Source organism: Cupriavidus pauculus (assembly GCF_002858765.1).
GTDB classification, from domain to species: domain Bacteria; phylum Pseudomonadota; class Gammaproteobacteria; order Burkholderiales; family Burkholderiaceae; genus Cupriavidus; species Cupriavidus pauculus_B.
Genome location: NZ_PJRP01000003.1, coordinates 414,161 through 438,772, shown reverse-complemented (window position 1 = coordinate 438,772; position 24,612 = coordinate 414,161). Strand labels below are relative to the sequence as shown.

24 protein-coding genes are annotated in these 24,612 nt (G+C 64.2%); 14 read left to right on the top strand and 10 right to left on the bottom strand.

From position 1 onward, the window contains the following. The first annotated feature begins 36 nt into the window (after window positions 1–36). Window positions 37–1,023, top strand: coding sequence for a Bug family tripartite tricarboxylate transporter substrate binding protein (locus CYJ10_RS10500; protein ID WP_101681415.1), 987 nt, complete (start codon window positions 37–39; stop codon window positions 1,021–1,023). Window positions 1,024–1,066: 43 nt separating this feature from the next. Beyond that, window positions 1,067–1,591, top strand: coding sequence for a carboxymuconolactone decarboxylase family protein (locus CYJ10_RS10495; protein WP_101681414.1), 525 nt, complete (start codon window positions 1,067–1,069; stop codon window positions 1,589–1,591). Between the two features lie 33 nt (window positions 1,592–1,624). On the opposite strand, the gene CYJ10_RS10490 is transcribed toward CYJ10_RS10495, so the two are convergent. Continuing rightward, a complete protein-coding gene (locus tag CYJ10_RS10490; protein ID WP_146002008.1) occupies window positions 1,625–3,535 on the bottom strand; it encodes a sensor histidine kinase in 1,911 nt (636 codons plus the stop codon). Beyond that, the gene (locus CYJ10_RS10485; protein ID WP_257993226.1) at window positions 3,525–4,244 is read right to left on the bottom strand and encodes a LuxR C-terminal-related transcriptional regulator; all 720 of its coding nucleotides are present in this window, start codon (window positions 4,242–4,244) and stop codon (window positions 3,525–3,527) included. The genes CYJ10_RS10490 and CYJ10_RS10485 overlap by 11 nt, the downstream gene beginning before the upstream one ends. A 241-nt stretch (window positions 4,245–4,485) precedes the next feature. Here CYJ10_RS10485 and CYJ10_RS33670 point away from each other — a divergent pair, with 241 nt between their 5' ends. Continuing rightward, the gene (locus CYJ10_RS33670; protein WP_146002007.1) at window positions 4,486–5,820 is read left to right on the top strand and encodes a hypothetical protein; all 1,335 of its coding nucleotides are present in this window, start codon (window positions 4,486–4,488) and stop codon (window positions 5,818–5,820) included. Between the two features lie 87 nt (window positions 5,821–5,907). On the opposite strand, the gene CYJ10_RS10480 is transcribed toward CYJ10_RS33670, so the two are convergent. The 3 genes from CYJ10_RS10480 to CYJ10_RS10470 all read right to left on the bottom strand — a co-directional run bounded on the left by CYJ10_RS10480 (window position 5,908) and on the right by CYJ10_RS10470 (window position 10,465). Beyond that, window positions 5,908–6,684, bottom strand: a complete 777-nt coding sequence (locus CYJ10_RS10480; protein ID WP_101681412.1) for a GDSL-type esterase/lipase family protein — start codon at window positions 6,682–6,684, stop codon at window positions 5,908–5,910. A 317-nt stretch (window positions 6,685–7,001) separates the two neighbouring features. Next, window positions 7,002–9,245: an NADP-dependent isocitrate dehydrogenase gene (locus tag CYJ10_RS10475; protein ID WP_101681411.1), complete on the bottom strand. Its 2,244-nt coding sequence runs from the start codon at window positions 9,243–9,245 to the stop codon at window positions 7,002–7,004. A gap of 320 nt (window positions 9,246–9,565) precedes the next feature. Further along, a complete protein-coding gene (locus CYJ10_RS10470; protein WP_101681410.1) occupies window positions 9,566–10,465 on the bottom strand; it encodes a YihY/virulence factor BrkB family protein in 900 nt (299 codons plus the stop codon). Window positions 10,466–10,616: 151 nt separating this feature from the next. Here CYJ10_RS10470 and CYJ10_RS10465 point away from each other — a divergent pair, with 151 nt between their 5' ends. Continuing rightward, on the top strand, window positions 10,617–11,249 hold the full coding sequence (locus CYJ10_RS10465; RefSeq protein WP_101681409.1) for a LysE family translocator: 633 nt from the start codon (window positions 10,617–10,619) through the stop codon (window positions 11,247–11,249). A 36-nt stretch (window positions 11,250–11,285) separates the two neighbouring features. Here CYJ10_RS10465 and CYJ10_RS10460 read toward each other — a convergent pair whose 3' ends face one another. From CYJ10_RS10460 to flgA, 5 genes are all read right to left on the bottom strand, one after another. Next, entirely contained in the window at window positions 11,286–12,314 is a 1,029-nt protein-coding gene (locus tag CYJ10_RS10460) for an FUSC family protein (protein ID WP_101681562.1), read from the bottom strand. Between the two features lie 150 nt (window positions 12,315–12,464). Further along, window positions 12,465–12,635 carry a hypothetical protein gene (locus tag CYJ10_RS34070; RefSeq protein ID WP_175459908.1) on the bottom strand — a complete coding sequence of 57 codons (171 nt, stop codon included), beginning with the start codon at window positions 12,633–12,635 and terminating at the stop codon, window positions 12,465–12,467. A 171-nt stretch (window positions 12,636–12,806) separates the two neighbouring features. Next, window positions 12,807–13,271 carry a flagellar protein FlgN gene (locus CYJ10_RS10455; RefSeq protein ID WP_101681408.1) on the bottom strand — a complete coding sequence of 155 codons (465 nt, stop codon included), beginning with the start codon at window positions 13,269–13,271 and terminating at the stop codon, window positions 12,807–12,809. Between the two features lie 7 nt (window positions 13,272–13,278). Then, entirely contained in the window at window positions 13,279–13,596 is a 318-nt protein-coding gene (gene flgM, locus CYJ10_RS10450; protein WP_180862899.1) for a flagellar biosynthesis anti-sigma factor FlgM, read from the bottom strand. A 248-nt stretch (window positions 13,597–13,844) separates the two neighbouring features. Further along, window positions 13,845–14,600 (bottom strand): flagellar basal body P-ring formation chaperone FlgA, encoded by a 756-nt coding sequence (flgA, locus tag CYJ10_RS10445; protein ID WP_101681406.1) that lies wholly within the window; start codon window positions 14,598–14,600, stop codon window positions 13,845–13,847. Between the two features lie 422 nt (window positions 14,601–15,022). Between flgA and flgB the strand changes: the two genes are divergently transcribed. The 10 genes from flgB (at window position 15,023) to flgK (ending at window position 24,594) form a co-directional block, all read left to right on the top strand. Further along, the gene (flgB, locus tag CYJ10_RS10440; protein ID WP_101681405.1) at window positions 15,023–15,439 is read left to right on the top strand and encodes a flagellar basal body rod protein FlgB; all 417 of its coding nucleotides are present in this window, start codon (window positions 15,023–15,025) and stop codon (window positions 15,437–15,439) included. A gap of 12 nt (window positions 15,440–15,451) precedes the next feature. Beyond that, complete coding sequence (gene flgC, locus CYJ10_RS10435) at window positions 15,452–15,859, top strand: flagellar basal body rod protein FlgC (RefSeq protein ID WP_101681404.1); 408 nt, start codon at window positions 15,452–15,454, stop codon at window positions 15,857–15,859. A gap of 48 nt (window positions 15,860–15,907) precedes the next feature. Further along, window positions 15,908–16,576, top strand: coding sequence for a flagellar hook assembly protein FlgD (locus CYJ10_RS10430; protein ID WP_101681403.1), 669 nt, complete (start codon window positions 15,908–15,910; stop codon window positions 16,574–16,576). Window positions 16,577–16,645: 69 nt separating this feature from the next. Further along, window positions 16,646–17,887, top strand: coding sequence for a flagellar hook protein FlgE (flgE, locus tag CYJ10_RS10425; RefSeq protein WP_101681402.1), 1,242 nt, complete (start codon window positions 16,646–16,648; stop codon window positions 17,885–17,887). 26 nt (window positions 17,888–17,913) lie between these two features. Beyond that, entirely contained in the window at window positions 17,914–18,657 is a 744-nt protein-coding gene (gene flgF / locus CYJ10_RS10420) for a flagellar basal-body rod protein FlgF (protein ID WP_101681401.1), read from the top strand. 55 nt (window positions 18,658–18,712) lie between these two features. Next, complete coding sequence (gene flgG, locus CYJ10_RS10415) at window positions 18,713–19,498, top strand: flagellar basal-body rod protein FlgG (protein ID WP_101681400.1); 786 nt, start codon at window positions 18,713–18,715, stop codon at window positions 19,496–19,498. Between the two features lie 8 nt (window positions 19,499–19,506). Then, a complete protein-coding gene (gene flgH / locus CYJ10_RS10410) occupies window positions 19,507–20,211 on the top strand; it encodes a flagellar basal body L-ring protein FlgH (protein WP_101681399.1) in 705 nt (234 codons plus the stop codon). Between the two features lie 22 nt (window positions 20,212–20,233). Beyond that, window positions 20,234–21,409, top strand: coding sequence for a flagellar basal body P-ring protein FlgI (locus tag CYJ10_RS10405; RefSeq protein WP_374703250.1), 1,176 nt, complete (start codon window positions 20,234–20,236; stop codon window positions 21,407–21,409). Next, window positions 21,409–22,431: a flagellar assembly peptidoglycan hydrolase FlgJ gene (gene flgJ / locus CYJ10_RS10400; protein ID WP_101681397.1), complete on the top strand. Its 1,023-nt coding sequence runs from the start codon at window positions 21,409–21,411 to the stop codon at window positions 22,429–22,431. Before CYJ10_RS10405 ends, flgJ begins: the two co-directional genes overlap by 1 nt. A 243-nt stretch (window positions 22,432–22,674) precedes the next feature. Next, window positions 22,675–24,594 carry a flagellar hook-associated protein FlgK gene (flgK, locus tag CYJ10_RS10395; RefSeq protein ID WP_101681396.1) on the top strand — a complete coding sequence of 640 codons (1,920 nt, stop codon included), beginning with the start codon at window positions 22,675–22,677 and terminating at the stop codon, window positions 24,592–24,594. The last annotated feature ends 18 nt before the right edge of the window (window positions 24,595–24,612 follow it).

Here is a 24,612-nt window from a genome sequence, read left to right as displayed (position 1 = left end):
TCCGCCGGCATCGCCCTATCAAGAAAGGAGACAACGATGACACGCATTTCACGACGTCTGTTTGGTGCCGCCGCGCTGGTGGCGACTGCCGTGGCCGCGATGCTGGGCACGGCGCCCGCCCGGGCGCAGCAGCCCTATCCGAACCAGCCCATCCGCCTGATCGTGCCGTTCGCGCCGGGTGGCGCCGTCGACCAGACCGCGCGCACCATTTCCAACGCGCTTGGTAAGCAACTGGGGCAAACCGTGGTGATCGAGAACAAGCCCGGCGCCAGCGGGTCGCTGGGGGCCGGGGATCTGGCACGGGCCCGCCCTGACGGGTACACGTTGATGCTGGCCCTGGATTCCCAGGCGGTGAACCACTACACGGTGAAGAACCTGCGCTTCGACACGTTCACCTCGTTCGATTACCTGAGCCTGCTGGTGACCACACCGCAGGTGCTGGTGGTGCGCAGCGACATGCAGGTAAAAACAGTCGACCAGCTGGTGGCCTACCTGAAGATGCATCCGGAGACATCGTACGGTTCGGCGGGCACGGCATCGGCGGGCCACGTCAACAGCGCCCAACTGAACATCGCGAAGCAGCTGTCGACCACGCACATTCCGTACAAGGGCGCCGCGCCGCTGCTGACCGACCTGCTCGGCGGGCATATCCAGTACGCGTTCGCGGGCCTGTCGGTGATGCTGCCCCACATCCAGGCGGGCAAAATTCGCGCGCTGGCAGTGAGTTCGCCCAAGCGCTCGGCGATGCTGCCCGACGTGCCGACCATGAGCGAGTCGATCCCGGGCTTCGAGTATCCAACCTGGATCGGCTTGGTGGCGCCCAAGGGCTTGCCGTCCGACGTGCGTGAGAAGATCCTGGCGGCCATCCGCGAAGTCATGCATGATCCCGACGTGTCGAAGCGGTTCGCGGAGAATGCGTTCGATATCGTCAACAACAGTCCCGAAGCGTTCTCGGCGCGCGTGAAGAAGGATTCGGACGTGATGGCCGACCTGGTCAAGCGCAAGATCATCGTGGCGGAATAAGCCGTCAGCCCAGGAATACAGGAATACAGGAGACCACAGCACCATGGCAAACATTCCCTATGCCGATCTGTCCGATGCGGCGGTACGTCCGCTGGTGGACCGCATCACGGCCGAACGCGGCGGCGTGCTGCATCTGTACCAGATGCTGCTGCACGCGCCGCCTGTGGCCGAAGGCTGGCTGACCTACCTGACGGCGATCCGGCAGAAGTCCAGCTTGCCGGGCGCCCTGCGCGAACTGGTCATCATGCGTGTGGCCATTCTCAACGGCGCCCCCTACGAGGCGGACCAGCACGCGCCCATTGCGCTCAAGGAAGGCATGACGCAGGCACAGCTGGATGATCTGTCGTCCTGGCAGGACAGCAGCCTGTTCGACGACACGGAACGCGCTGTGCTGGCCTATACCGATGCCATGACCCGCGATATCCAGGTACCGGCAGCGGTGTCTGAGGCCATCCGCCAGCGCTTCCCGCATCGGCAGGTGGTGGAGCTGACCGCCACCGTCGCGGCTTACAACATGGTGTCGCGCTTCCTGGAGGCGCTGCAGGTGCATTCGCACGACGCGCGCTAGTGGCGTTGCGGTAGCGGCAACGACCAACGCCGCTCAAGCGTCGGTCGTTGCCCGTGCCACGGCAAGGTTCAGCGCGAACCACGTGCCGTTGGCATCGGCCTGCCAGCCAATCGTGGCGCCAATGGCCTGGGCGCGTCGGTGCAGATTGGTCAGCCCTCGTCCGCCGCGCGCGGGCGAAGTCGTGTCGGGCTCGAACGGCGCACCGTTGTCATGGATGCTGACCCTCACCGTGGCGTCCGCGACGCGTGTCTGAACGCGGATCACGGTGGCATTGGCGTGCTTCAGGATATTGGTGAATACCTCCTGGACGATCCGCAGCACGTGCAACGCGCCCTGCGGATCGAGCCACTGCAGCGGTGGCACGTCTTCCACTTCCCATACCAGCCGGATGCCCGCCGCTTCCAGGCGCGGACCCAGCCGGTAGCGCAGCGTGGCCAGCAGCAGGAGCAGATCTGCGGAGTCGGGCTCCAGCGAGTCGATGGTGAGCTTCAGGTCGTCAATGCACTCGCGCAGCAGCTGCGCGACATCGATCTCCGCACTACGCTGTTCGACTACACGCAGGGCGCTCATCAGCGAAGAGCCCAGCCCGTCATGCATATCCTCCAGCAAGCGCTGGCGCTCCTGCGCCAGCGTCTCGCGGCGCTCGATGTCGCGTAGCTGACGGTGGCTTTCATTGAGCTCCGCCTCGCGCTGCGCCAGCCGCATCGCCAGGCTCGCATTGACCTGTGCCACCTGCTCCAGCGCGCCAATGTAGCGGTGGTACATCAGGTACATGAACAGCAGCAGCTGTACACAGCCTAGGTATGACAGCAGGTAGATGCCCTCGATGCTGATGCGGTAGTTCTGCAGTAGCACGTCATGGACGGCGATGGGCGTACTCATCGCGTTCCAGATCGAGAACAGCAGCGCCTCGCGCGAGCGGGCACGCCACGACGCCTGCAGCGCCGCGATCGACGCGGTCAGGTTCAGGCAGACCAGCAGCAGTTGCGCCAGCGGAAACAGGAAGACCGCGTGCGTGAACCACGACAGCGGCAGCGTGCTGGTGGCCAGAAAGACGACGACGCAGATCAGCCCCGCTTCGAGCCGCCGGTAGCGCACGTCGAGGTAGCGGAAGATGAAGACGTAGCACGTGAGGATCAGCCAGGCGATGCTGTTGAAGGCCAGCCATGTGAACCAGGCCTCGGGAAACGGCAACGGGTCCTGCCCGACCAGGTACTGCAGCGTATGCAGGAAATAGCTGCCGGCAGCCAGGAAGCAAAGCAGATAGCGGGATTCTGCGCGGCGCCGGCACCAGATCATCAGCGAGAAAATGCCGATGGCCAGCAACGCGCCGCTGGAAAGGTAGGGAAACTGGGTCTGCAGGAAGCTGCGCAGGGCATAGCGCCACAGCAACTGCCCGTTCGTGTCAATGCGCATCGTCGACAAGGCGCCGCCGACCTGCCCGGCCATATCCATGCGCACGACGATCTCATGCGGGTCGGGCCCCAGCGGAATCCACAGCGGATAGTTGTAGCTGTTCCAGACGGGGCCGGCGCGCGAATGCCAGCGCAACTGGCCGTCGACGTAGACGGCCAGGCGGCCAACCGTCTGCCAGCGCGACGCGTAGAGATAGAGCCGATCATCAGCCTGGCCAGTGCGGGCGGCATCGGGCACGGGCACGCGCACCCACACGGTTTTCACGGCACCGTTGTCGAGGGTATCGGGCGTGATCTGGCGTGGCACCACGAGCGGAAGGGACGTCTGCTGCCAGGGCCCGGCGTCCGGCGGCATGGCTAACTGCACTGGCGGCGATTCGAGCGATCCGCCCGGCGTAATGCGCATTTGAGCGCTGGTGAGATGCTGGGGCAGACCGGTGGCGTGGGCCCCGGCGAGCGACCTGGTAATCACGGCCGTCAGGCACAGGGCCATGGCCAGCCATCGATGCCAGCCGCGCCTACCTGTCATCGAGCAAGCCCTGCGTGCGCGCCACGTTGATGGCTTCCACTTTCGAGTGGACGTCCAGTTTGATGTAGATGCGGCGCACATATGTCAGCAGGGTATGACGCGATACCTGCAGGCGCTGCGCGATCTCGTCGTGGGAGAAGCCACGCGTGATATCGGTCAGCACCTGATATTCACGCGGCGACAGCGTCGTCGACGGCATGGGGGCCGGCGCCGCCGGTTGCGGTTTTGCGAGGGCGTCCAAGGCCGGCGTACGCATTCGCAGCAGCACCTGTCGGGCGATCAGCGGACTCATCGGACTGCCACCCAGATGCAGCGACCGGAGTTCACGCACGATATCGACCGCGCTGCTGTCCTTGAGGAGATACCCGGTGGCGCCAGCGGCGATCGAGCGCATGACGTGGGACTCATCGCCGAACACGGTGGCCACCATGATCTCGCAGCGGGGCCAGGCGCCACGGGTGGCGTGGATGGCATCGATGCCGGAACCGTCGGGCAGGCCCAGATCGACGACGAGGATGTCGGCCGGAATGGCTTCGCGCAGCATCGACAGCCCGGCGGCCAGCGTGGCGGCCGTACCGGCCGCCTGCATGTCCGGCGCGCTTGCCAGGGCCTGCATGAACGCGGTGCTGAAGCGCGCATCGTCCTCGATCAGGGCGACACGGATTGGCTTGGCAAGGTGGTCAGGGGGCGTGGAATGGGTGTTCGTCACGAGGCGTCGGATTGCGAAGTCGTCAAGGCTGCGCACGACACTGGCAGCGGCTCGTGCAACCGCGAACGTCCCCACTCAAGAGGGGAAACGGCTTCAATGTCACTTGTTCGGGGGACATACATGCCGCGAGGATAAGGCTACGATCCGCCCGAATTGTTGCACGCGTTGCGCGGATGCGAAACCACGGCGCAAAACGTGCATGCAGCAAAACAACACACAACAGACGGGGAAGAGGGGCAGCATGAAGATTGCGACAACGCAACGGGGATTGGGTGCACTGGCGCGTGCATTGATCGTCAGCCTGGCATTGGCCGGGTGCGGCGGGGGCGATGGGGGAAGCAGCGGGGCTGGCGGCAATGCCGGCAATGGCTCGATAGGAACCGGCGGCACCGGCGGCACCGGCGGCACCGGTGGTACGGGGGATGGCGGAGGATCGGTCACGCCCGCTGCCGTCACCTACATGGGCGTCATGAGTTTTGGGGACACGATCGCCATCACGCTCGATGCCCCGGCAGCTGGCAAGCTCAAGATCCGCTTTGCGGATTCCGCCTTCGGTCTGAGCGGCACGCTGATTGGCGATTATACGAAGAACGGTGCCGTCTACACCGTCGCCAATCTGGCAGCAGATGGCGCCGATCCGCCACCGGCCTTCGTATCGGCATTGCTTGCCTCGATCACGGCGACGTTCACGGTGTCCGGCACCACGTTGACCGGCGAAATCGCCGGGCTGCCCAAGCAGCTGGGCGGGGGCAAGCTGTCGGGGCACGTCAGCGCCAGCAGCGTGTCGTCAGCCACTACGCCCGCCAGTCTGGCCGGCACGTACAGCCTGATCACCACGCAATCCACGTACTACGCGACCAGCGGCAACCTGAAGGGGCAGAACGGCATCGGCAGCCAGATGCGGGTGAACGCCGATGGGTCGGTGCGCATGTGCCAGGCCGACTACAGCGACACCTGTGTCAACGGGCTGCCAGGCAGTCTGACGCTGGCAGACCAGACCCGCTACCCCGGCGCGTACGAACTGACGCTGGGCGGACAGCGCCAGGGGCGCGTGTTCGCACTGAAAGCCAACGGCGGTGTACAGACGCTCTACATGGACTCGATTTTCCCGAACGACCAAGGAGACTTGATCACCGGAACTGCGATCTTCCGCCCCGTGCAGACGCTGACCGCCGCGCAGGTGGCCGGACGCTGGACGTGTTCGCAGCCGGCGGTGTCGTATTTGCGGCCCGCAGGGCTAGGCTTGCCGGTCTTCCTGGATGGCGCGATGCAGTCCAATGTGTTCACGATTTCCGCCGATGGCGAAATCACGGACATGGCCACCAATACCGCGACCACGCTTTATATGAACGTCGCCAGGGACTCGGTGGGTGGGATCGCGCAGATAGTAGCCATCAACGGCATCATGTCGACCGAATGGACGGTGCCCCCGGGGACAGTAGGACTTCGTTCGCAGGTATTCCTGCCGCTGGACGCCGCAACGATGGCCTACTACGTCGACATCCAGATGCCGGTCGAGAATACGACCATTACCTTCCCGGCGCTGGTCCAGGGGAAATGCAGCAAGGCCGGTTGAGCTGAGCCGGGCCGGAACGATGCCAGAACGCTCCGGCGCAGCGATGCCCGGGGCGGTTTGCCACGTAGGTTAATTCGGGACTACGTGCTATGTCAGGGCGGTGTTGACGGCCGGGGCGAAGTGCATCTTGCCGAGCCGTGTGAAACCTTCACGTGTGGGATGAAGCTCGTTCGCCCACTCGTCATCGGCGAGCACGCCGCGCGTATCGATAAAGCGGACCTGGTTGCCGAAGGTGGCGGCAAGCTGCTGGTGGCGCTTGGCGAGTTCATCGATCAACTGCTTGACGAGCTTCCGGCGGAACGAATCCGGCGTCCACAGGCCGGGGAACGGTACCCGGCAATTATCCATCGGCACCTTGAGCCACTGTCCGGACAATCCATGAAAGGTGCGTCCGTCGGGCACCGCATAGTCATACGCATGGAGAAGGACGATAGCATCCGGACGCTTGGCCAGGATCGTCGTGATCAACGTCTCATAGGCCTTCATCACATCGTTGAACAGGTCGCGCGGCTCGTCGATGGCAAAGCACTCTTCCGGTGACTTGCAGTTCGAGCAGTCGGATTTCAGGATGGCCGCGAAATCGTCCATGCCGGCGAAGTCATTGCCGCCGGCACTGATCAGGACGACGCGGATCGAGGCGTATTCGAGCGCCGATTGCACATCCTGCAGATAGCGGCCGCCGGAGAGCTGAACGGCCTCTGCGCCATTCGCCCCGACGCAGTACGTGAAAGTACCCGGGCAGTACTGGTCGACGACGTTGAGCAGGTTGTTTTCGGGATACCAGTGCCAGGAGTCTCCAATGGCGAGGATGTCCGGACCACGGTCCAGCGGCCTGAGGTCGCCGGCATAACGAAAGATCGGCATGTTCGCCCTCCTTCAGGATGGATGCTGTCGCGCCTGGGGGATGGAATGGGAATGCGTGAAAACTGAAGACAGCATAGGCAATCCATCTGCGCGAAACATCTCATCCAAAAGCATGAGAAATGCGATAAACACTCATATCACCGCATGAGCGTAATTTGGCTGCGGAATGGCGATATCGGGGATCCTCCAGTTCCCGTACGGCACGCGGTCAGTCAGAAAAAACGCCCCGTAGCATCTCTGCCACGGGGCGTTTTATTGGGTGCCGACGCGTCATGCGGCCTAGCGGGCAGCCCACATGACGGTCAGGTCAGAGGCGCTTAGCCCTTGACCGCTTCCAGCGCTGCGTTCAGCGTCTTGCTCGGGCGCATGATGGCTTCGAGCTTGGCTTCGTCCGGCTTGTAGTAGCCGCCGATATCCACCGGCTTGCCCTGCACGTCGCCCAGTTCGCCAATGATGGTCTTCTCGTTTTCCGTCAGCGTCTTGGCCAGCGGGGCGAACGTCTTTGCCAGGTCGGCGTCTTCCGTTTGCGCGGCCAGTTCCTGGGCCCAGTACATGGACAGGTAGAACTGGCTGCCGCGGTTGTCGAGCTGGCCGGTCTTCGGCGATGGGCTCTTGGCGTTGTCCAGCAGCTTGCCGGTTGCGGCGTCAAGCGTCTTGGCCAGCAGCTTCGCGCGGTTGTTACCCGACTTAATGCCGAGCTCTTCCAGCGACACGGCCAGGGCCAGGAACTCGCCCAGCGAATCCCAGCGCAGGTGGTTTTCTTCCACCAACTGCTGCACGTGCTTCGGAGCCGAACCGCCGGCGCCGGTTTCGTACATGCCGCCACCGGCCATCAGCGGCACGATCGACAGCATCTTGGCGCTGGTGCCCAGTTCCATGATCGGGAACAGGTCGGTCAGGTAGTCGCGCAGGATGTTGCCGGTTACCGAGATGGTGTCCAGGCCGCGGATCACGCGCTCCAGCGTGTAGCGCATGGCGCGCACCTGCGACATGATCTGGATTTCCAGGCCCTTGGTGTCGTAATCCTTCAGGTAGGTTTCTACCTTCTTGATCAGCTCGGCCTCGTGCGGACGGTACGGGTCCAGCCAGAACACGGCCGGCATGCCCGAGTTGCGGGCGCGCGTGACGGCCAGCTTGACCCAGTCGCGGATCGGGGCATCCTTGACCTGGCACATGCGCCAGATGTCGCCCTGCTCGACCTGCTGCGTCAGCGCCGTCAGCACTTCGCCGGTGGCGTTGTCGACGATGCGGGCTTCGCCGTCTTCGGGAATCTCGAAGGTCTTGTCGTGCGAACCGTACTCTTCAGCCTTCTGCGCCATCAGGCCGACGTTCGGCACCGTACCCATGGTCACCGGGTCGAATGCGCCGTTGGTCTTGCAGAAATTGATGATTTCCTGATAGATGCGGGCGAACGTCGATTCCGGAATCAGGCACTTGGTGTCCTTGGTGCGGCCGTCGGCGCCCCACATCTTGCCGCCGATACGGATCATGGCCGGCATCGATGCGTCGACGATCACGTCGTTCGGCGCGTGCAGGTTCGAGATGCCCTTGGCCGAATCCACCATGGCCAGTTCCGGACGATGCTCGTGGCAGGCGTGCATGTCGCGGATGACTTCTTCCTTCTTCGACTCGGGCAGCGTCTCGATCTTGGTGTACAGGTCCACCAGGCCGTTGTTGACGTTCACGCCCAGTTCGTCGAACAGCTTCTGGTGCTTGGCGAAGGCGTCCTTGTAAAAGACCTTGACGGCGTGGCCGAACACGATGGGGTGCGACACCTTCATCATCGTGGCCTTGACGTGCAGGCTCAGCATGACGCCGGTCTTGCGCGCGTCTTCCATCTGGTCTTCGTAGAAGGCCAGTAGGGCCTTCTTGCTCATGAACATGCTGTCGATGACCTCGCCGTCCTGCAGCGCGACCTTGGACTTCAGCACCACGGTCTTGCCGCTCTTGGTCACCAGCTCCATGCGGACTTCACGTGCGCCGTCGAGCGTGATCGACTTTTCGCCGTGATAGAAGTCGCCGTGCTTCATGTGGGCCACGTGCGTGCGCGACGCCATGCTCCAGTCGCCCATGCTGTGCGGGTGCTTGCGGGCGTAGTTCTTGACGGCGGCCGGGGCGCGGCGGTCGGAGTTACCTTCGCGCAGCACCGGGTTCACGGCGCTGCCCAGGCACTTCGAGTAGCGTTTCTGGATGGCCTTTTCTTCGTCGGTCTTCGGATCTTCGGGGAAGTCGGGGATCTTGTAGCCCTTCGACTGCAGTTCCTTGATCGCGCTGACCAGCTGGAACACCGACGCGCTGATGTTCGGCAGCTTGATGATGTTGGTGTCCGGGTCCTGCGTCAGACGGCCCAGCTCGGCCAGGTTGTCCGGCACGCGCTGTTCTTCGGTCAGGAATTCGGAGAATTCGCCCAGGATACGGCCAGCCACCGAGATGTCGCTGGTTTCCACGTTGACGCCGGCCGGGCCGGTGAACGTGCGGATGATAGGCAGGAAGGCACTGGTGGCCAGCAGCGGAGCTTCGTCGGTTAGGGTGTAGATGATGGTGGGCTGCTGGTTACTCATCGCTTATCTCGCATCAAATTCGGGTTGGGAAATGCCACGCCCGGGTTGCGGTGCGGGGCAAGGTTTGAATTTTGCCTGATTTTGCATGGCGGAGGTACGCTCCTTCATGTGAAATTTGTGTGCTGTATGCAGCGGCATTCAACGCTGCATTGCGCATCTTTCAGGCTTCAGCGTGCAATGGCATGCAAGTTCATCAATTTAGGTCGGAATCCGGAAGTCGCAAAATTCTCGATTCTTATGTCTTATAGAAGAGTTCGAGTGCGGCGCTCGGGTATTCGGTTGCCACAAGTGCTTGTTAATCAACTTTTAACCCGGGGCACTCAGGTATGGAATGTCTTGGGTTCGTTGGTCGGGTGGGTTGTCTCGCCGCCTCGCTCGAAGTCGGCAATGATCTGCGCGCCGAACAGCAGCAGGGTGGCGGCGATCTCCAGGCTCAGCAGCACGACGATGGCCGTGGTCAACGATCCATAGACCTTGCCGACCTGGGAAAGTGTCGAAAAGTACCAAACCAGCACATGGCGCGAGATTTCCCACAGCACGGCCGCGAAGACGGCGCCGGCCAGCGCATGCCGCACGGATAGTCGTCCGACCGGCATCACCAGGTAGATCGAGGTCAGCAACAGGATCTCGCCCAGGAAGCCCAGCCCATACAGCAGCCAGCCGGACAGGCGGCCCAGCGACCAGTCGTGGCCCAGTACCTCCAGGTGCCGTTCGCCGATGGTCTGCAGGCCGCCCGCCACCACGGTCACGATCAGCAGCCCGACACTGAGCACGAGGATGTAGCAGTAGGGCAGGATCGCGGACACCAGGAAATGGCGTCGCCGGATGGCCACGCGATGGATGAAGATCACCGACATCGCGTTCTCCAGCACCGTGAATGCCAGCGAGCTGAAGAAAATCATCGTGATCCCCAGCACCCAGCCGATCACGCCGCGATTGTTGAGAAATCGCGCCAGTTCCGTGACCAGCGCATGCGATTGTCCCGGCAGCAACCACTCTAGGTAGCGCTCCACGGTTTCCAGCAGTTCGACGGGGTCGACGAGCTGCGACAGCCCGATCAGCATCAGGATCAGCAGCGGCACGATGGAAAGCAGCGCGTAGTAGGCCACGGCGCCGGCCAGCAACAGGCCCTGGTTGGCGCGAAAGTGGCCCAGCGCATCGAGCAGGAACCGGCCGGGGTGCCGAAGCACCAGGCGGATGCGGGCGTCGAGGAGTTGCATGGCGGCACACCGGGACGGAGTGCCCTCAATGTGGCCGAGCGCAGGGCATTAGGCAAGGGGATGTTGTCTGACACGGTGCCGGACGCCACCCTATAATGGCTCGGCCCTTTCTGCAAAACCGACAAGAACCTCCCATCGGAAAGCCCCCACCATGCTTACCTGGCACGAACTCGCGTTCTTCTCGTTGGCCTGTCTGATCCTGGTGCTGACGCCGGGGCCGAACATGATCTATTGCGTGTCGCGCGCCTTGTGCCAGGGTCGCGGCGCCGGGCTGGTCTCCCTAGCCGGCGTGCTGCTTGGGTTTGTCGTCCACCTGATGGCGGCGTCGCTGGGCCTGACCGCCCTGCTGATGGCGGTGCCATTCGCGTTCGATGCGATCCGGCTGATGGGCGCGGCGTACCTGTTATGGCTGGCCTGGCAAGCCGTGCGCCCGGGTGGCACCGCGCCGTTCCAGGCGCGGATGTTGCCGGCCGATCCGCCGCGCAAGCTGTTCAGCATGGGATTCGTCACGAACCTGCTGAATCCCAAGGTGGCCATGTTCTACCTGTCCTTCTTCCCGCAATTCCTGCACCCGGAAAACGGCTCGGTACTGACGCAGAGCCTGCAGCTTGGCGCCGTGCAGATCGGTGTCAGTGGCGCGGTGAACTGCCTGCTGGTGCTTGGCGCATCGGGCATCACCGCATTCCTGTCACGCAGCGAGCGATGGCTGCGCGCCCAGCGCTACGTCATGGGGACGGTGCTGGGTGCGCTGGCGTTGCGGATCGCGATGTCGGACCGGAAGTAAGCGAGTAGGAGATGCGGGCGGTGGCGCTGCAGCCGTTTAGCGGCCCCCGTACGGAAAGCGGGTTTGCACGGCCATTTGCGACAGGTGATCGCGCAGATGTCCCAGTTCGGCCGATAGCTGCAACGTCAGGAAGGCGTGGGAGCTGTGCCCGATCGACGGATCGTCGGGGTGCGGCGACGGCAGCGAGGCGTGCTGATGCACCATCGTTTCGTCGCCGGCTTCCAGCGCGGACGCCATTTCAAGCAACAGGTCGCGGATGTTGCGCTCGTCGCTGGTTTCTTCGGTGGCATCGGGGTCGATGGCGGCCAGCATCTCCAGCGCGCTGATGCAGACGCGGGCGCTGTGCTGCACCTCTTCCAGGTCGGCCGTCGGCACCTTGGTTTCCTTGGACACCGACGGAATCAGGCTGCGCATCTGCACCAGCAGGCCCGACAGCTTCATCATGTCCTGCTGCCGCTCCTTCTCGTCGCGCTGGCCGCGCTCGATCTTGGCGTGTACCGCCGCACAGCCACGCAACAGGCTGGCCAGCTTGAACCGCCACGAATATGACGCATACGCCGGAAATGCGAACGAGAAGACTAGCGCGATGGCGGTGCCGATCAGGACATCCACGGTGCGCCACAGCGCGTCATAAACGTCTTGGTTGCCGTGCCCGGCCGTGATGACCACCGTCACCGCCGCCAGCAAGGCGATGTATCCGCCCTTGCCTACGGCGTGATAGGCGCAGTAGCCGCAGATGACAGCCATCAGGCCCCACGTCAGGGTGGGAATGCCGAAGTAGTTTTCCTGGATGATCAGGAACAGGCCGATCAGGGCGCCGATCACCGTGCCGGCGCCCCGCTCGGCGGCCCGGCGGCGGATATTGCCGTGGTGCTGCAGCCCCCCGATGACCACCAGCACGGTGATCGTGGCCCATTCGCCGTGGGGGATATTGATGCCGGTAGTGAGCGCTATCGACACCAGCAAGGCCAGCGCCACGCGCGTGGCGTGGAAGATGCGGGCTTGCCGGAATCGTCGGTCGGGGTCTAACAGCGCGCTGGTTGTTTTTCGCAGTGCCTCGAACATGGCGGCGATCACCGTGCGGAGATCTGAACGCTTCGAGTGTATAGAGCGGGGCCCATGTTCCGCAATGTTTACATTCTGCGGATGGGCTGGCCGGGGCAGGCCCGGCGTTGGGCGATCGAGGTCCACGGCGGTGTCAGCCAGCCGCGGCAATCAGGAAGGATCTTTGGCGCGCGTACGCGAAACCGCCATCATGATGCCGATGCCGAGCACGATCACGCAGGCAATGCCGATATAGACATGGGCCACGCCGGCGACGGAAAGCCCCCAGGCGATGCCGCCCACCAGCACCACGAGACCGATCACATAGAGCAGGAATGACATGGCTGTACCTCCGGACATTGTTTTGGTTACCGGACGTCACACCGCTGCACCGGCAGGCAACAGCGGGGTGGCTCAATGTCAATGTAGGGAGGATGCCCGCCGTTCGCGATCAGGCAATGGCCGAGCCTGACGTAGGCAGGCTCTGACGCGCAGGCCGGGCGAGGTGATGCGTCAGCCCGCTGCCAAGCTCACGCCGCTGGCAGCCGCCTGGGCCTTGCCGTCGCGGCCGTACATCTCGTTCGGCACCATGCCGCCCTGGCGCAGTACCTGGATGGCTTCCTGCGTGAATTCCAGATGGGCGTTGACGATGGCGCCGTTCAGGTCGTTGGCGTCCTTGGCCTTGTGGGCGAAGAACACCACCTTGCGCCATGCCTCGACGACCGCGGGTTCCACCTCACGGCCAACCAGCAGGCCGCCGTCGCCCATGCGCAGGCCAAGCGCGATCATCTGCGCCTCGCGAGTGGCCGAGGCGCGGGTCAGCGCCTGAGCCAGTTCCATCTTCTTATTGAGCAGTTCGCTCAGTGCCTGGAAATCCTGCCGCTTGATGGCGTCGCGCTCTTCAGAGAGGGTGCGCCCGAAAGCGGCAATGGCGTTGGCTTCAACCGAAAGGGACTGGATCAGCGCTGCTTGGCTCATGTCAGGTTCAGGATTGGCTACCGCCCTGGCTCAGCTCATGCAAAGAGGCGAGCAGGCCATCGGCGATCTTGCTGGGATCGATCTTGATCCGGCCTTCCGCAATGGCCTGACGGACTTCCGCTACCTTGGCGGCGTCGATGTCGCTATCGCTGTCCTGCATCAGGCGCGCACCAATGTCGCGTACCTGTGCGGCCAGCGGGCTGACGCGCACGCCGGTCAGGGCGGAGGGATCCGTAGACGTGGCACCGTTGGCGCCCGCACGGGCGTTGCCTTCGGTAGCCGCAGTGTCGGCGGGCCGGGACGGAGTGGAGTTGTTGATCTTCACGGTGAAATCCTTGCTGGGTTCCTCTGAGTTATCGACCTGGCCACCGGAAACTTTAGGCGGTTCGCTGGCGAATTCCGGTGTTTTTAGGTCGACCCCGGAGTAGATGGCCCGCATTCTCGCACGGTCCGCCTGCGCCGGTTGATACGGCAGACTGCTTCCTGCTGCTTCGGGGATCCCAGCCCGTGTGATGACTAACTTCCCGTTACTGCGAGAACTACAAAAAGTGACGTATTTGCTGCTTCACTGGCTTACTGCTGCAGCACGACCGTGTCGCCGTTGCGCACCACGCCGCTGACCACCTGGCCGTTGCGCAGCCGCACCTGCACCGCGTTGCCGGTGGCAGCGTCGGTCAGTACCTTGCCTTCGCTGGACAGCTGGAACGCATCTCCCACCACGGTCACATTGACGGTCTGGCCCGATTTCACGGCGATCGGCTTCTTGAGCAGGTCGGTGCGCATGGGCGAACCGGCGGCGATGCGGTTGGCGACGACCGACCCGTCCACCTGCGACGGATCCGTCACCACGGCGCGCGGCAGTGCACCCAGGTCGCCTTGGCGCAACTCCAGATCGGCTGCGGTGATAGTTTCGCCCGGACCCATGGCGCGCCCGGCCACGTAGTAGTCAGTCAGTACTGACACACGGGCTTGCATATAGCGCGTCCAGGGGCGCTCACCGCCGCAGCGGAGCCCCACGTTCACGCGCCCATACGGCGCGGCGCCGGCGGGGAGGAACGGTTCCGGGTCCACGCATTCGGGTGCGCGGCCGCCAGAAGGCGGCACGACCTGCACGCTGACCTTGCCCGGCAGTCCGTTGGACTGGCGCAGCAGGAACTGCTCGACGGCAACCCGGGCGGGGTCGTCGTTCGCAAAAGGATTGTGGGCGGCTTGCGCCGGGGCGGCGCCCGGCGACGCCACCGGCGTGACCTGGGCGGCGGCCGACACGGGACCAGCCAGCGCAATACCGGCCAGTGCCATCAGCCCGATGGCCTGCAGATGGAAATTCATAGGGGCATCCCAGCAAGGATGGAGACGGCAGCCACTGCCGGGGTATCTGGCGGCGTGCCGCATATACCCGTCCGGCGTGCGATGCCGTCGCACAACAGTTGAACATCTGAAAACGTTGCGCGCCGCGTGCTCACCGTGAATGGAGCCGTGTTGCGCGCCTGACCGGAGCGCCTTGCGTGGCGCGCCAGGCGCCGCTACGCAGCGTTTGGCCATGCCAGTCAGTGGGACCCATTGTAGGCAGCCTCGCGCGAGAAGCCGAACCGGAAATGCGCAGGTTTCTCGTCCCTATTCAGACGATTGGCGTGACAACCCGGCCCCTAAGATGGCAACCCTGAAGAAGCCCGGCCGGCGGTGTCCAACAGGTATACCCAGGTCTACGGCAGCTCTCTCCCCGAAATGAAGCCATTGCAGGAAAGGCAGACATCATGGACAGACTCGATGCGGCGTTCCGCTTCCAGCAGGAAGCGCTGAGCCTGCGGACCCAGCGGCAAGGGGTAATTGCCTCCAACATCGCCCACGCGGACACGCCGGGCTACAAGGCACGCGATTTCGACTTCGCCAGCACGCTGGCCCAGTCGGTGGAGCGCGGCAACCAGCAGCGCGATGGCGTGTCGTTGTCGACCACGTCCGCGCGCCATCTGCCCGCCCAGGCCCCGGCCATGAGCACGAGCGACCGCAATCTGGAGTACCGCATTCCGCTGCAGTCGAGCATCGACGGCAACACCGTGGAAATGGACACCGAGCGTGTGGCGTTTGCCGACAACACGGTGCACTACGAAGCGGGCCTGACGGTGATGAGCTCGAAGATCAAGACGATGTTGTCCGCCATCCAGCAGTAACGGAGAGACACCATGGCTTCCATGAACATTTTCGACGTGGCCGGCTCGGCCATGGCCGCGCAGTCGCAGCGCATGAACGTGACGGCGTCGAACCTCGCCAACGCCGACAGCGCCGTGGCGCCGAACGGTCAGCCGTATCGCGCCAAGCAGGTCATCTTCGAGATGGCACCCACGCCCGGCCAGAGCGACGTGGGCGGTGTGCAGGTGGCCGGCGTGATGGAGGACACCGCGCCGGCTCGCATGATCCATAACCCCACGCACCCGCTGGCCGACGCCAACGGCTACGTGACGATGCCCAACGTGAACCCGGTGGAAGAGATGGTCAACATGATCTCAGCGTCGCGTTCGTACCAGGCCAACGTGGAGGTGCTCAACACCGCCAAGAACATGATGCTCAAGACGCTGACGATCGGTCAGTAACGGCAGCAAGTCCCGAACGAAATCTCTTCCGGAATCAACCGAACAACCATGGCAACTTCCACCGTAGGCAACAGCACTTCCAACTCGGGCGTGAACCAGGCCCTGCAAAGCGGCAGCGCCAGCGCAGCCGACCTGCAAAGCAACTTCCTGAAGATGCTGGTCACGCAGATGAACAACCAGGATCCGCTCAATCCGATGGACAACGCGCAGCTGACGTCGCAATTGGCGCAGATCAGCACCGTGAGCGGCCTGCAGACCATGAACGAAACCATGACGCAGCTGCTGACGCAGACCGCCGCCAGCCGCGCCATGGACTCCGCCAGCCTGATCGGCAAGACCGTGATGGTGCCGGGCTCCACCGTGAGCGTGGCCGACGGCGCAGCCGGCAAGATCGGCGTGGACGTGCCGTCGACGGCCGACAGCGTGACCGTGCAGGTGCTGGACAAGAACGGCAACGTGGTGCGCAACATCGACATGAAGGGTCAGACCGCAGGCGTGCATGACATCGCCTGGGACGGCAAGAACGACCAGGGCAACGCCGTGGAAGACGGCGACTACACCTTCAAGGTAGCCGCCACCGCCAACGGCAAGGACGTGACGCCGATCGCGCTGGTCTACGGCAAGGTACAGGCCATCAGCGGCGACAGCACTGGCGTGCTGGTCGAACTGGGCGACGGCAAGAAGGCCAACGTCGACGACGTGCGCCGCATTTCCTGATAACGAATCACCCGGTCCGGGCATACGCGCGGGCATTTCACGAACGACAGCCTACTTAGGGAAAACATCATGGGTTTTGGTCAAGGGGTAAGCGGCCTCAACGCCGCGGCGTCCAACCTGGACGTGATCGGTAACAACATCGCCAACGCGAACACCGTTGGTTTCAAGCAATCGACCGCGCAGTTCGCGGACGTGTACGCAGGCTCGAAGATCGGCCTGGGCACGCGTGTGAACGCCGTGGTGCAATCGTTCACCAACGGCAACATCTCGACGTCGGGCCGCAATCTCGACGTGGCCATCAGCAACGGCAAGGGCTTCTTCCGCCTGACCAATACCGACGGCCAGGTGTACTACTCGCGTAATGGCCAGCTGAACCGCCTGGTGAACGCCACCGGCCTGCAGGTGACGGGCTACCCGGCTGGCGCAACCGCCGGCGGCGTGGCACCGCAGCCGATCACGATCAGCAACGCGCAGATGCCGCCGAAGGCCACCACGAACATCGCGGCCCAGTTCCAGATCGATTCGCGCAGCACCGTGCCGACCAACGTGTTCGCCAGCAACCCGGCGGCCACCCCGCCCGTAGCGCCGGACTCGTCGATGTTCAGCTACAGCACGGCCATGACGGTGTACGACTCGCTGGGCAACAAGCAGCAGCTGACCGCGTACTTCGGTAAGTCGGTCGTGGCAGGCCCGCCCGTCGCCCCGGCACCGACCAACGCGTTCGGTGGCAATGACTGGTCCATGAACGTCACCGACTCCGCCGGCAATGTTCTGCAGACGGTCACGCTGTCGTTCGACGCCAACGGCGCGCTGCGCGCCCCGACCGCCGCCGCGATGCCGACCATCACGCTGCCGGCCAACAATGGCGCCGCCGCCATGACCGCCCAGCTCAACCTGACCGGCACCACCCAGTTCGGCGCCGACAACGACCCGAAGAGCATCGTGCAGAACGGCTACACGTCGGGCGCGCTGGTGGGCTTCTCGGTGCAGGAAGACGGCACCATCCTGGGTTCGTACTCGAACGAGCAGACGATGTCGCTGGGCCAGATCGCCATGGCATCGTTCGGCAACGTCGAAGGCCTGAAGCCGGAAGGCGACAACGTGTGGTCCGCCACCGGTGCATCGGGCCAGGAACTGCTGGGTACGGCAGGCGGCGCAATGGGTACGCTGAAGTCGAACGCCGTGGAAGAGTCGAACGTCGACCTGTCCGGCCAGCTGGTGAACCTGATCGTGGCGCAGCGCAACTACCAGGCCAACGCGCAGACCATCAAGGCGCAGGACACCGTCCTGCAGACCCTGGTGAACATCTGATCGACGCCTAGCCAGAAGCACTCGCCATGGACCGCATGCTCTACACCGCCCTGTCGGGCGCCAAGCAGATCCTCGACCAGCAGGCCGCGGTATCGAACAATCTGGCCAACGCCTCGACGCCGGCTTTCAAGGCGCAGGTGAACCTGTACCGGGCCGTCCCGGTACAGGGCCAGGAAATGCAGACGCGGGCGTTCACGCTCGCGTCCACGCCCGGCGCCGACATGAAGGCCGGCCCGCTGACCTACACCGGCCGCGATCTCGACGTGGCGCTGCAGGGCAACGGCTGGCTGGCGGTGCAGATGCCTGACGGCTCCGAGGCCTACACCCGTGCAGGTTCCATGCAGGTGTCGGCCGACGGCCAGCTCCAGACGTCGGCCGGCCGGCCGGTGCTGGGCGACGGCGGCCCGATTGCCGTGCCGCCTGGCTCGACGGTGTCGATCGGCACTGACGGCAGCGTTGTGGCGCGCGGCCCGGGCGAGGCCGCCAACGGCCTGGCCCAAGTGGGCAAGCTGCGCGTGGTCACGCCGCCGCCCGAAGGGCTGGCGCGTGGCGACGACGGCTACTTCCGCCTGCGTCCCGGCGTGGACGCCCTGCAGCAGGACCCCAATGTACGCGTGATTTCGGGCGCGATCGAAGGCAGCAACGTCAACCCGGTCGAGTCCATGGTGGACATGATTGCGAACGCGCGGCGCTTCGAGATGCAGATGAAGATGATCACGGGCGCCGACACCAACGACCAGCGGGCTAACGCCCTGCTGTCGAACAACTGATGAAGCGCGCGGCATCGATCGCACGCACAACGAACTAACGAACCAGGACAACTCCATGATTCGCTCTCTCTGGATCGCCAAGACCGGCCTTGATGCGCAGCAGACGCAGATGGACGTGATCTCGAACAACCTGGCCAACGTGTCGACCACGGGCTTCAAGCGCAGCCGCGCGGTGTTCGAGGAACTGATGTACCAGACGATCCGCCAGCCCGGCGCACTGTCGTCGGACCAGACCGTGCTGCCGTCGGGCATGCAGCTGGGTACCGGCGTGCGCCCCGTGGCCACGGAACGCATCCACACGCAAGGCAACCCGACGCAAACGGGCAACTCGCGCGACGTGGCCATCATCGGCCAGGGCTTCTTCCAGGTGACGATGCCGGACGGCACCACCTCGTACACGCGTGACGGCTCGTTCCAGGTGGACCCGAACGGCCAGCTGGTGACGTCCAGCGGCTTCGTGCTGAACCCGGCCATCACGCTGCCGGCCAACTACACCTCGGTGAACATCGCCCGTGACGGCACGGTGACCGTGATGCAGCCTGGCTCGACCAACGCCGCCACCGTGGGCCAGATCCAAGTTGCCACGTTCCCGAACCCCGCTGGCCTGGAAAGCATGGGCGAGAACCTGTACGTGCAGACCGATGCCTCGGGCGCGCCGAATACCTCGGTGCCTGGCCTGAACGGCGCCGGTACGCTGCAGAGCAACTACGTCGAAGCCTCGAACGTGAACGTGGTGGAAGAGCTGGTCAGTATGATCCAGACCCAGCGCGCTTATGAAATCAACAGCAAGGCGGTGCAGACGTCGGACCAGATGCTGCAGCGTCTGAGCCAGATGGGTTAAGAACGGGAATGATCATGGCCGCCACGCAGTATCGCATCAGCGCAATCGTCGTTCATGTCATCGTCGGCCTGGCCGCGCTGGCAAGCGGCGGCTGCGCGATGATGCCCAAGGAGCCGCTTGTGCAGATGCCCACCACCGCGCGCGCCGAACCGCGCGCGCTGGGCCCTGCCACGGGCTCGATCTACGCATCCTCGTACGCGGGAAATCCGCTGTTCGAGGATCGGCGGCCGCGTAACGTTGGCGACATTCTCACGATTGTGATCAGCGAGAACGTCAACGCGAGCAAGAACTCCGCCACCAACGCCAACCGCACCGGCACCACCGCGCTGGCGTTCAACGCGGTACCGCGCGCCCTGGGCGGCCTGTTCGGCACCAGCCAGAACGCCGACATCAACGGTGCCAATTCGCTGAAGGCAGGGGGCGGCGCCAGCGCCGCGAACACCTTCAACGGCACGATTACCGTGACGGTGCTGGAAGTGCTGCCCAACGGCAACCTGGTGGTGTCCGGCGAGAAGCAGATGGCCATCAACCAGGGCGCGGAGTTCATTCGTTTCTCGGGCGTGGTCAATCCGCGCACGATCACCGGCGACAACGCAGTACCGTCCACCCAGGTGGCGGATGCGCGCATCGAATACACCGCGAAGGGGTATATCGACGAGGCGCAGAACATGGGCTGGCTGCAGCGCTTCTTCCTCAATGTCTTACCGTACTGATCCCGCCATGTTTCTGCCTCCGATGCCTTTCCAAAAGCCAGGCTCGTATTTTGGCACCCCGCCCGGCCGTCTTTCCCGCTCAGGTCGCGCGGTATCTTTTGCCTGCCTGCTGCTCCTGTTCCTGCTCCTGTTGGGTCTGGGCGCGGGCACCGCGCATGCGGAACGCCTAAAGAACCTGGCGACGTTCCAGGGCGTGCGCGACAACCCGCTGGTCGGTTACGGCCTGGTCGTGGGCCTGGACAACACCGGCGACCAGACCATGCAGACGCCGTTCACCACGCAGAGCTTGAGCAACATGCTGTCGCAGCTGGGCATTACGTTGCCCGCCGGCAAGAACATGCAGCTCAAGAACGTGGCAGCGGTGATGGTGACGGCAACGCTGCCGGCCTATGCGCAGCCCGGCAGCCAGATGGACGTGGTGGTGTCGTCGATGGGTAATGCGAAGAGCCTGCGCGGCGGCACGCTGCTGATGACGCCGCTCAAGGGCGCCGACGGCCAGGTGTACGCCATCGCCCAGGGCAACATGCTGGTGGGTGGCGCGGGCGCGTCGGCCAACGGCAGCAAGGTGCAGATCAACCAGCTGGCCGTGGGCCGTATCGCCAATGGCGCGATCGTCGAACGCGCCGTGGCGTCGTTCCAGCCCGAAAACGGCTTCATGAACCTGGAGCTGAAAGATACCGACTTCGGCACCGCGGAACGCGTGGTCGAGGCGATCAATCGCAATCTCGGCCCGGGCACCGCCGCCGCGATGGACGGCCGCGTGGTGCAGGTTCGCACGCCGCAGACGCCGACGGCACGCGTGGGTTTCATGGCGCGTATCGAGAACATCGACGTGACGCGGGCCAAGGCCGCCGCCAAGGTCATCCTAAACGCCCGCACCGGTTCGATCGTGATGAACCAGGCGGTGACGGTGGAAGACTGCGCGATTGCCCACGGCAACCTGTCGGTCGTCATCAACACGCAGCCGGTGATCAGCCAGCCGGCACCGTTCAGCCAGGGCCAGACCGTGGTGGCGCCGGTGTCGCAGATCGACCTCAAGCGTGACGGCGGTTCGCTGCAGATCGTGAAGGCAGGTGCATCGCTGGCGGCTGTGGTCAAGGGCCTGAACGCGTTGGGCGCTACGCCAGCCGACCTGCAGACCATCCTGGAGGCCATGCGCTCCGCTGGCGCGCTGCGCGCCGAACTGGAGATCATCTGATGTCGGCGGGTAACACGCTCGGCGGCCAGGCCGACATCTCGCAGCGCTTCGCCCTGGATACCCAGGGGTTCGAGGCGCTCAAGAACCAGGCCCGCGCCGGCAACAACTCGACCACGCTGCAAGCCGCGGCCAAGCAGTTCGAGGCCGTGTTCACGCAGATGGTGCTCAAGAGCATGCGCGACGCCACGCCGTCCGATGGCCTCTTCGACAACGAGCAGACCAAGCTCTACATGTCGATGATGGATCAGCAGATGTCGCAGCAGCTGTCGTCGCGTGGCATTGGCCTGGCCGATGTGATGATTCGCCAGCTGGCCCGCGCCACGGGCACGCAGTTGCCGCCTGGCATGAATGCCGCCGGTGGCATTACCGGCGCGAGCGTGCGCGACGCCCAAATGGCGCAGATGCTCGACAGCCGCGGCGCCACCGATGCCGATGGTCCGCCGCCGGTCGGCACCACGCTGCCGGGCGCCGCATGGAACCCCACCGCAGGCGTGCGCCAGTACCAGAACCAGGCCGACTGGCAGGGCAACGGGCAGACGCAGCTGGGCCAGTTGCCGGACGATTCGCCGGAGCACATCAGCAACTTCGTCAACCGCATGGCAGAGCCGGCGATGGCGGCGTCGCGCGCCTCGGGCGTGCCGGCCAAGCTGATCGTGGGCCAGGCCGCGCTGGAATCGGGCTGGGGCCGCCGCGAGATCCGCAATCCCGATGGTTCGAGCACCTTCAACGTGTTCGGCATCAAGGCGGGTGCCAACTGGAAGGGACCGACGACCGAGATCCTGACCACCGAATACGTGGACGGCCAGCCGCAGAAGGTGCGCGCGAAGTTCCGTGCGTACGGGTCGTATGAAGAAGCCTGCAACGACTACGCCAAGCTCATCAGCAACAACCCGCGCTATGCTGGCGTCGTGACCGCCTCGAATGCCGAGGAAGCCGCGCACGGGCTGCAACGCGCGGGGTATGCCACCGATCCGGCCTACGGCGAGAAGCTCGTGCGGATCATGAAGAAAGTCTCGACCTGACAACGCCGGCGACCATGCCAGCAGCACACATGGCCGCCCCGTTTCGCATCCAGCGTGACCGTTTAGCGGTCGCGCTGTTTGCGCTTCTACATTGCGTTTCGGTGAGAGTGATTGCTCACGATTGCCGCATATTTCCAGGTATTGCGACGCTAAAGTCGCGCCGCATTTCCGCCGATAACCAACACATCCACCGCCGTCGGCCATTTGCCGCTGGCTAGCCATTCGATCCGGAGTCAGACAAACATGTCTCTGTTTAATATCGGTCTGTCGGGCCTGAACGTCGCCCAGAACGGGCTCACCACGGTCGGCCACAATTTCAGCAACGCGGCCACGGCGGGCTATACGCGCCAGAACACGATCATTGCCTCGGCCGGCGGCCAGGCAACGGGTTCGGGCTTCTATGGCCAGGGCTCGAACACGATCACCGTGCAGCGCGTGTACGACGGCTTCCTGACCGGGCAGCTGCGTGGCGCCACCTCGGCCAGCTACGACCTGTCGACGTACTCGGACCAGATCCGCCAGATCGACAACCTGCTGGCAGACGAGAAGGGCGGCCTGGCGCCGCTGATGCAGAAGTTCTTCGCGGCCGTGCAGGCGGTGTCGGATACGCCGGCTGACCCGGCCACGCGCCAGGGCATGATCTCGTCGGCGCAGGCGCTGGCGGGCCAGATCAAGTCGTCGAGCGACTACTTCAAGCAACTGCAGAACGGCATCAACACGCAGCTGCAGTCGTCGGTCACGCAGGTGAACGACTACACGAAGCAGATCGCCAACCTGAACACCGAAATCTCGCGCATGACCGCCTCCTCCGGCGGCCAGCCGCCCAACGACCTGCTCGACCAGCGCGACCAGGCCGTGGCCAAGCTGACCGAACTGGTGGGCGCCAAGGTGGTGGTGCAGGACGGCGGCACGTATAACGTGTTCGTCGGCAACGGCCAGCCGCTGGTGATGGGCAGCGATTCCTACGACATCAAGGCAGTGCCCTCGTCGAGCGATCCGAGCCGCACCACCATTGCCTACACGCTGCCCAACGGTAACACCGTCGAGGCCGAGGAAGGCGCCGTCAAGGGCGGTTCGATCGGTGGCCTGCTGCGTTTCCGCACCGAATCGCTGGACGCGGCACAGAATGCCATCGGCCGCCTTTCGCTGGCCATCGGCCAGACGTTCAACGATCAGCACAAGCTGGGCATCGACCTGAACGGCGCCATCGGCACCGACGTCTTCTCGCTGGGTTCGGCAACGGTCTTTGCGAACGACAAGAACACGTCGAACGCGGTAGCCACGGCCACGATCACCAACACCGGCAACCTGACCACCAGCGACTACACGCTGAAGTACGATGGCACCAACTACACGCTGCTGCGCAAGTCCGACAACAAGGTCGTGGCAACCCAGGCTGGCGCCACCGCCACGTATCCGATGGCTATCGCCGCTGACGGCTTCTCGGTCAGCATCAACATGGCCATGTCCGGCGGTGACTCGTTCGAGGTCCAGCCCACGCGCAACGCCGCAGCCGGCTTCGGCTCGCTGATCACCGATCCGGCCAAGATCGCCGCGGCATCGCCGGCACGCGTGGATGCCAGCACGCAGAACGCCGGAACGGCGAAGGCATCGCTGACGAATGTGGCCCCGGGCTTCTCGCTGCTCACGGGCAGCCTGACGGCGAAGTACAACTCCGCGACGTCGACCTACGTGTTCTCCGACGCAACCGGCACGGCGCTGACGCCGCAGCCGACGGGCACCGCCACGGCAACGGGCGTCGACTACACGATCAACGGCATGACGTTCAGCTTCAACGGCACGCCGCAGAATGGCGACACGTTCACGCTGTCGAACAACACCGGTTCGGTGGCCGACAACGGCAACATGCTCAAGCTGGCCAAGCTGCAGACCGCAAAGACTATCAACGGCACGTCGAGCTTCAACGACGCGTACGCCCAGCTGGTCAATGACGTGGGCAGCAAGGCCAAGTCGACCGACATCGCATCGACCTCGCAAGACAGCATTACGGACCAGATCTACACGGCCCAGCAATCGGTATCGGGCGTGAACATGGACGAGGAAACCGTGAACCTGCTGAAGTTCCAGCAACTGTACCAGGCCAACGCCAAGGTCATTCAGGCGGCCAGCACGATCTTCGACACGCTGGTCAGCATCGCCTGATCGCGGACATCCCTGACA

Bases quoted from the DNA above. Each gene is read 5' to 3' on its own strand.
- flgK (WP_101681396.1), top strand. From the start codon at position 22,675: ATGTCTCTGTTTAATATCGGTCTGTCGGGCCTGAACGTCGCCCAGAAC.
- CYJ10_RS10430 (WP_101681403.1), top strand. From the start codon at position 15,908: ATGGCAACTTCCACCGTAGGCAACAGCACTTCCAACTCGGGCGTGAAC.
- CYJ10_RS34070 (WP_175459908.1), bottom strand. From the start codon at position 12,635: ATGTCATTCCTGCTCTATGTGATCGGTCTCGTGGTGCTGGTGGGCGGC.
- CYJ10_RS10465 (WP_101681409.1), top strand. From the start codon at position 10,617: ATGCTTACCTGGCACGAACTCGCGTTCTTCTCGTTGGCCTGTCTGATC.
- CYJ10_RS10495 (WP_101681414.1), top strand. From the start codon at position 1,067: ATGGCAAACATTCCCTATGCCGATCTGTCCGATGCGGCGGTACGTCCG.
- CYJ10_RS10470 (WP_101681410.1), bottom strand. From the start codon at position 10,465: ATGCAACTCCTCGACGCCCGCATCCGCCTGGTGCTTCGGCACCCCGGC.
- CYJ10_RS33670 (WP_146002007.1), top strand. From the start codon at position 4,486: ATGAAGATTGCGACAACGCAACGGGGATTGGGTGCACTGGCGCGTGCA.
- CYJ10_RS10475 (WP_101681411.1), bottom strand. From the start codon at position 9,245: ATGAGTAACCAGCAGCCCACCATCATCTACACCCTAACCGACGAAGCT.
- CYJ10_RS10500 (WP_101681415.1), top strand. From the start codon at position 37: ATGACACGCATTTCACGACGTCTGTTTGGTGCCGCCGCGCTGGTGGCG.
- flgH (WP_101681399.1), top strand. From the start codon at position 19,507: ATGATCATGGCCGCCACGCAGTATCGCATCAGCGCAATCGTCGTTCAT.
- CYJ10_RS10460 (WP_101681562.1), bottom strand. From the start codon at position 12,314: ATGTTCGAGGCACTGCGAAAAACAACCAGCGCGCTGTTAGACCCCGAC.
- flgE (WP_101681402.1), top strand. From the start codon at position 16,646: ATGGGTTTTGGTCAAGGGGTAAGCGGCCTCAACGCCGCGGCGTCCAAC.
- CYJ10_RS10490 (WP_146002008.1), bottom strand. From the start codon at position 3,535: ATGACAGGTAGGCGCGGCTGGCATCGATGGCTGGCCATGGCCCTGTGC.
- flgG (WP_101681400.1), top strand. From the start codon at position 18,713: ATGATTCGCTCTCTCTGGATCGCCAAGACCGGCCTTGATGCGCAGCAG.
- CYJ10_RS10480 (WP_101681412.1), bottom strand. From the start codon at position 6,684: ATGCCGATCTTTCGTTATGCCGGCGACCTCAGGCCGCTGGACCGTGGT.
- flgJ (WP_101681397.1), top strand. From the start codon at position 21,409: ATGTCGGCGGGTAACACGCTCGGCGGCCAGGCCGACATCTCGCAGCGC.
- flgC (WP_101681404.1), top strand. From the start codon at position 15,452: ATGGCTTCCATGAACATTTTCGACGTGGCCGGCTCGGCCATGGCCGCG.
- CYJ10_RS10405 (WP_374703250.1), top strand. From the start codon at position 20,234: ATGCCTTTCCAAAAGCCAGGCTCGTATTTTGGCACCCCGCCCGGCCGT.
- flgF (WP_101681401.1), top strand. From the start codon at position 17,914: ATGGACCGCATGCTCTACACCGCCCTGTCGGGCGCCAAGCAGATCCTC.
- flgA (WP_101681406.1), bottom strand. From the start codon at position 14,600: ATGAATTTCCATCTGCAGGCCATCGGGCTGATGGCACTGGCCGGTATT.
- CYJ10_RS10455 (WP_101681408.1), bottom strand. From the start codon at position 13,271: ATGAGCCAAGCAGCGCTGATCCAGTCCCTTTCGGTTGAAGCCAACGCC.